Origin of the sequence: Pseudomonas sp. JV245A, assembly GCF_032424515.1 — a bacterium.
Lineage (GTDB): Bacteria > Pseudomonadota > Gammaproteobacteria > Pseudomonadales > Pseudomonadaceae > Aquipseudomonas > Aquipseudomonas protegens.
Genome location: NZ_VYKE01000225.1, coordinates 1 through 5687 on the forward strand (window position 1 = coordinate 1; position 5687 = coordinate 5687).

A 5687-nucleotide genomic window follows, 5' to 3' on the forward strand; every position below is an offset into this window, starting at 1 on the left:
ATAGACCTGTAGAATCTGCCGTCAAGACTTAATTTGCATTTTCTATGAATGAGCTCAAAAGAACCCTCTAAGGGTGCTTCTACAAGACTATATAGAGGCACAGGGTGCGCCTCTATATATAGAAGGGCAGCGCTACACCACTCGCGAATGCCTCAAGGCGTCCACAGCCTCGACCCGCATCCCCAAGACACGCTGCAGAACCTCTGCAGTATGTTCGCCCAATAGAGGAGGGGCGTTACGGTACTCAACGGGGGTTTGCGAAAGACGAATCGGGCTAGCCACCTGAGGCACCATCCCAGCCAACGCGTGTGGTAGCTCCACAGCCAGGCCTCGAGCCACGACCTGTGGATCAGCAAACACCTGCGCCAGATCATTGATCGGCCCACAAGGCACCCCAGCCAGCTCCAGCTGACTCACCCACTCCGCCGTAGTCTTGAACACCGTGGCCTGGCGAATCAGCGGGATCAGCACCGCCCGATTGGCTACCCGCAGCTTGTTAGTGGCAAACCGAGGATCGTCCGCCCACTGCGGCTGACCTGCCACCTCGGCAAACTTGCGAAACTGCCCGTCATTACCCACGGTGAGGATGAAGTCGCCATCCGCCGTCGGAAAATCCTGATAGGGCACTATATTAGGGTGCGCATTACCCAAACGCTTGGGAGCGACCCCTGTGGTCAGATAGTTCATGGCCTGGTTGGCCAGGCAAGCGACCTGGACATCCAGCAATGCCATATCGATGTGCTGACCACAGCCCCCCTGATCTCGATGAGCCAGGGCCGCCAGAATCGCCACAGTGGAGTAGAGCCCGGTAAGGATGTCGGTCAAGGCCACCCCCACTTTTACCGGCCCAGCCCCCTCATCACCCTCAGGTCGCCCAGTCAGACTCATCAGACCACCCAAGCCCTGGATCATGAAGTCATAACCCGCGCGCTTGGCATAGGGCCCGGTCTGACCAAAACCGGTGATAGAGCAATAGATCAGCCGCGGATTGACGGCCTTGAGCGACTGATAGTCCAGACCGTAAGCCGCCAGCCCACCTACCTTGAAGTTCTCGATGACGATATCCGACTTGGCAGCCAACTCACGCACCAACTGCTGCCCCTCTGGGCGCGTGAAGTCGATGGTCACCGACTGCTTGTTACGGTTGGCCGACAGGTAATAGGCAGCCTCCGTGGTGTTCACGCCATAGGCATCTTTAAGGAAGGGCGGCCCCCAGGCGCGTGTATCGTCACCATTACCCGGACGCTCGACCTTGATCACCTCGGCCCCCAGGTCCGCAAGGATCTGCCCGGACCACGGCCCAGCCAGTACCCGCGATAAATCCAGTACCCGCAGATGTGATAACGCGCCCATGGCCGCTCTCCTATTAATAGAACGCCTGGATACCGGTTTGTGCACGCCCGAGAATCAGCGCATGCACGTCGTGAGTACCTTCGTAGGTGTTGACCACTTCCAGGTTCACCAGGTGACGAGCAATACCGAACTCATCGGAGATCCCGTTGCCGCCCAGCATGTCACGGGCCATGCGCGCGATATCCAGGGACTTGCCGCAGGAGTTGCGCTTCATGATCGAGGTGATTTCCACCGCCGCAGTCCCTTCATCCTTCATCCGCCCCAGGCGCAGGCAGCCCTGGAGGGCGAGGGTGATTTCGGTCTGCATGTCCGCCAGCTTCTTCTGGATCAGTTGGGTTGCCGCCAGAGGACGACCGAACTGCTGGCGATCAAGGGTGTATTGACGTGCGGTGTGCCAGCAGAACTCCGCAGCCCCCAAGGCGCCCCAGGAGATGCCGTAACGCGCCGAGTTCAAGCAGGTAAAAGGTCCTTTGAGCCCACGCACATCCGGGAAGATGTTCTCTTCCGGCACGAACACGTTGTCCATGACGATTTCGCCGGTGATCGAGGCCCGTAGGCCGACCTTGCCGTGAATCGCCGGTGCACTCAGGCCCTTCCAGCCTTTCTCCAGGACAAAACCACGGATGTCGCCGGCATCATCCTTGGCCCAAACCACGAATACATCAGCAATCGGGCTGTTGGTGATCCACATCTTGCTACCAGTCAGGCTGTAGCCACCTTCCACTTTGCGTGCACGAGTAATCATCGCACCCGGGTCAGATCCATGGTTCGGCTCGGTCAGACCAAAGCAGCCAATCCATTCGCCGGACGCCAGTTTCGGCAGGTACTTCTGCTTTTGCGCCTCGGTACCAAACTCGTTGATCGGCACCATCACCAAGGACGACTGCACGCTCATCATCGAGCGGTAGCCGGAGTCCACTCGCTCCACTTCACGAGCGATCAGGCCATAGCACACATAGTTAAGGCCGCTGCCGCCGTACTGCTCAGGAATGGTAGCGCCCAACAGGCCGACTTCACCCATTTCCCGGAAGATGGCCGGGTCGGTCTTCTCATGGCGGAAAGCTTCCAGAACCCGTGGTGCCAGCTTGTCTTGAGCGAACTGCTCGGCGCTGTCGCGGACCATGCGTTCTTCTTCGGTGAGTTGCTGGTCCAGCAGAAGGGGATCGATCCAGTTGAAGCTTGCTTTACCGCCCATGAGTGAATCCTCGTGAAGTAGGTCAACTATCGTGGAACAGATCCTAGGCCTACGGCGCGCCCCCAGGCAAACGAGGATTTCGCATAGTGTTGTGCTAATTTCTCACTTCGTAATGGCCTAAACCGCCTTTTACAGCATCTATTAGTGAGATTGCCGTACATGCGCAGAAAGATCCCCAGTACCACCGCCTTAATCAGCTTCGAAGCCGCGGCACGTCATGAGAGCTTTACCAAGGCAGCCCAAGAGCTCTCCCTGACCCAGGGTGCGGTCTGCCGACAGATCGCCAGCCTTGAAGAGTTCCTCGGGGTGGAACTTTTCCGGCGTTCACGACGGGGCGTCAAGCTCACTGAGGCCGGGCTGTCCTACAGCCGCCGGGTCGCCACACAACTGGACGCAGTGGAGCGCGACACACTTTCAGTGATGGGTCAGCAGGGGGCCAACGTCATCGAACTGGCGGTGGTTCCGACCTTCGGGACGCAGTGGTTATTGCCACGCCTGAAGGACTTCCAGCAGCAGCACCCCGAAGTCACGGTCAACCTGACCAACCGCACGCGCCCCTTCCTCTTTGCCGACACCCCCTTCGACGCCGCCATCTACTTTGGCGACGCCGATTGGTCGGGTACCCAGTCTCACTGGCTGATGGGCGAAAACCCGATGCCGGTGTGCAGCCCGGCAATGCTCGGCAAGCAGCAAGAGTTGAGCGCCGAGGCCATAGCCGAACTGCCCCTGCTGCAGCAGACCACGCGGCCTTATGCCTGGCGGCAATGGTTCAACTCACAGCAGCTGAATATCCCCCGCGACATGACAGGCCCGCGCTACGAGCTATTCTCCATGCTCGCCCAGGCAGCCATGCACGACATGGGTATCGCCTTGATTCCGCCCTTCCTTATCCAGCGCGAGCTGGCCGAAAAACGCTTGGTCATTGCCAACCCCCAGGCACTCTCGAGCATCAAGGCGTATTACCTGATGATTCCCGAACGCAAAGTGGAATCGGCCTCTTTACGGGCTTTTCGCGACTGGCTGGTGAACCAGGCAAACAGCTACAACCTTGAAAAATAAAGGCTCACAGCCAATAGCTGACCCCGTAGTCAAATAAATCAGAACCCTACAGATATAACTATTTGTCGCATTTTCACAGACTGTACCGACACCTTGAACAATCGTTCTACAAGCGCCTAACCACGCGGCTTGTAGGGTTTATTCAAAGGCAATGTAAGACTATTCATGTCACAGATGAGAAAAATCTTATTTTCCATAGCAAAGCCTTGAAAGGCACGGCTTACAAGGCTTTAACCTGGTACGTTGCGACATTCGGTCACGGGGTGACTTGTAGTTAATTTTCCGTCACTAGTCAGAATCCCTTGAAGGCCTCAAAGTTCGCCTGCAAAATGCCGCGCCCCGCTGTGATTTCAGCGGGATCGTGCTGATCGGCCGCCCCAGCCGCACCCTCCGAAGTGCGCTGGCCTTCTAAGAAAGATCGAAAGCAATAAGATCAAGCAGGAGATTTGACGTGCACATTGGTGTTCCTCTCGAAACCCAGACGGGTGAAACACGGGTTGCTGCAACCCCGGAAACCATCAAGAAGCTGATCGGCCAGGGTCATAAAGTCACTGTGCAAAGCGGCGCCGGCATTAACGCCAGCGTGGTCGACAGTGCCTATGAAGCGGCAGGAGCCACCATTGGCAGCGCCAACGATGCCTTTGGCGCCGAGCTGATTCTCAAGGTCGTGGCGCCCAGCGACAGCGAACTGGCGCTGATCAAGAGCGGCACCGTGCTGGTGGGCATGCTCAATCCGTTCAGCAATGAAACCATCGCCAAGCTGGCCGAGCGCGGGATCACCGCCTTCGCCCTGGAGGCCGCACCCCGCACCTCCCGGGCCCAGAGCCTGGACGTGCTGTCGTCCCAGGCCAACATCGCCGGCTACAAGGCCGTGCTGCTGGCTGCCCACTACTATCCGCGCTTCATGCCGATGCTGATGACCGCCGCCGGTACGGTGAAGGCTGCCCGGGTGCTGATTCTCGGCGCCGGTGTTGCCGGCCTGCAGGCCATCGCCACGGCCAAGCGCCTGGGTGCGGTGATCGAAGCTTCGGACGTGCGTCCGGCAGTGAAGGAGCAGATCGAATCCCTGGGCGCCAAATTCGTCGACGTGCCTTACGAGACTGACGAAGAGCGCGAGTGCGCCGTCGGTGTCGGCGGTTACGCGCGCCCCATGCCGGCCAGCTGGATGCAGCGCCAGGCTCAGGCCGTGCACGAACGCGCCAAACAGGCCGATATCGTCATCACCACCGCGCTGATTCCGGGCCGCAAGGCACCGACCCTGCTGAGCGCCGATACCGTGGCCCAGATGAAGCCCGGTTCGGTGGTCATCGACCTGGCAGCCGCTCAGGGCGGCAACTGCCCACTGACTGTGGCTGACCAGGTCGTAGTCGAGCACGGCGTGACCATCGTCGGTCCGACCAATCTGGCCGGGGCAGTGGCTGCCGACGCCTCGGCGCTGTATGCGCGCAACCTGCTGGACTTCCTGAAGCTTGTCTTCACCAAAGAAGGGCAGTTCGAAGTCAACCTCGAAGACGACATCGTCGCCGCGTGCCTGATGTGCCGCGACGGCCAAGTCATCCGCAAAAACGCCTAAGCAGGGATTCAGACGATGGAAGAGCTTATCTCCCCCGGTATCTACAACCTGATCATCTTCGTGCTGGCGATCTATGTCGGTTACCACGTGGTCTGGAACGTTACACCCGCACTGCACACCCCCCTGATGGCAGTGACCAACGCCATTTCCGCGATCGTCATCGTCGGCGCCATGCTGGCTGCCGCCCTGACCGTGACCCCGTTGGGCAAGACCATGGGCACCCTGGCCGTGGCCCTGGCTGCGGTCAATGTGTTCGGCGGCTTCCTGGTCACCCGTCGCATGCTGGAAATGTTCAAGAAGAAAGCGCCCAAAGCCGTGAAAGAAGAGGTGCAGAAATAATGAGCATGAACCTGGTAACAACCCTCTACCTGATCGCCTCGGTGTGCTTTATCCAGGCGCTCAAGGGCCTTTCGCACCCGACCACGTCCCGACGCGGCAACCTGTTCGGCATGCTGGGCATGGCCCTGGCGGTACTGACCACCATCGGCCTCATCTATAAGCTGGGCG

Annotated in this window: 6 protein-coding genes; 4 read left to right on the forward strand and 2 right to left on the reverse strand. The window is 59.1% G+C overall.

What is annotated here, in order from left to right; all coding sequences use genetic code 11:
- Window positions 1-132 precede the first annotated feature (132 nt).
- Window positions 133-1353: a CaiB/BaiF CoA transferase family protein gene (locus F6S12_RS29190; RefSeq protein ID WP_169892293.1), complete on the reverse strand. Its 1221-nt coding sequence runs from the start codon at window positions 1351-1353 to the stop codon at window positions 133-135.
- A 13-nt stretch (window positions 1354-1366) separates the two neighbouring features.
- Window positions 1367-2548 (reverse strand): acyl-CoA dehydrogenase, encoded by a 1182-nt coding sequence (locus F6S12_RS29195; RefSeq protein WP_077933165.1) that lies wholly within the window; start codon window positions 2546-2548, stop codon window positions 1367-1369.
- 159 nt (window positions 2549-2707) lie between these two features.
- Here F6S12_RS29195 and F6S12_RS29200 point away from each other — a divergent pair, with 159 nt between their 5' ends.
- The 4 genes from F6S12_RS29200 to F6S12_RS29215 form a co-directional block, all read left to right on the forward strand.
- Entirely contained in the window at window positions 2708-3607 is a 900-nt protein-coding gene (locus tag F6S12_RS29200) for a LysR family transcriptional regulator (RefSeq protein WP_019095631.1), read from the forward strand.
- Between the two features lie 451 nt (window positions 3608-4058).
- On the forward strand, window positions 4059-5180 hold the full coding sequence (locus F6S12_RS29205) for a Re/Si-specific NAD(P)(+) transhydrogenase subunit alpha (protein WP_041115030.1): 1122 nt from the start codon (window positions 4059-4061) through the stop codon (window positions 5178-5180).
- A gap of 15 nt (window positions 5181-5195) precedes the next feature.
- Window positions 5196-5519, forward strand: coding sequence for an NAD(P) transhydrogenase subunit alpha (locus F6S12_RS29210; RefSeq protein ID WP_005783507.1), 324 nt, complete (start codon window positions 5196-5198; stop codon window positions 5517-5519).
- The coding region (locus F6S12_RS29215; protein ID WP_315869649.1) for an NAD(P)(+) transhydrogenase (Re/Si-specific) subunit beta at window positions 5519-5687 on the forward strand (169 nt) is incomplete at its 3' end. The genes F6S12_RS29210 and F6S12_RS29215, both read left to right, overlap by 1 nt.

Excerpts from the sequence above, each read along its gene's own strand:
- F6S12_RS29195 (WP_077933165.1), bottom strand. The coding sequence starts at position 2,548 with ATGGGCGGTAAAGCAAGCTTCAACTGGATCGATCCCCTTCTGCTGGAC.
- F6S12_RS29200 (WP_019095631.1), top strand. The coding sequence starts at position 2,708 with ATGCGCAGAAAGATCCCCAGTACCACCGCCTTAATCAGCTTCGAAGCC.
- F6S12_RS29210 (WP_005783507.1), top strand. The coding sequence starts at position 5,196 with ATGGAAGAGCTTATCTCCCCCGGTATCTACAACCTGATCATCTTCGTG.
- F6S12_RS29190 (WP_169892293.1), bottom strand. The coding sequence starts at position 1,353 with ATGGGCGCGTTATCACATCTGCGGGTACTGGATTTATCGCGGGTACTG.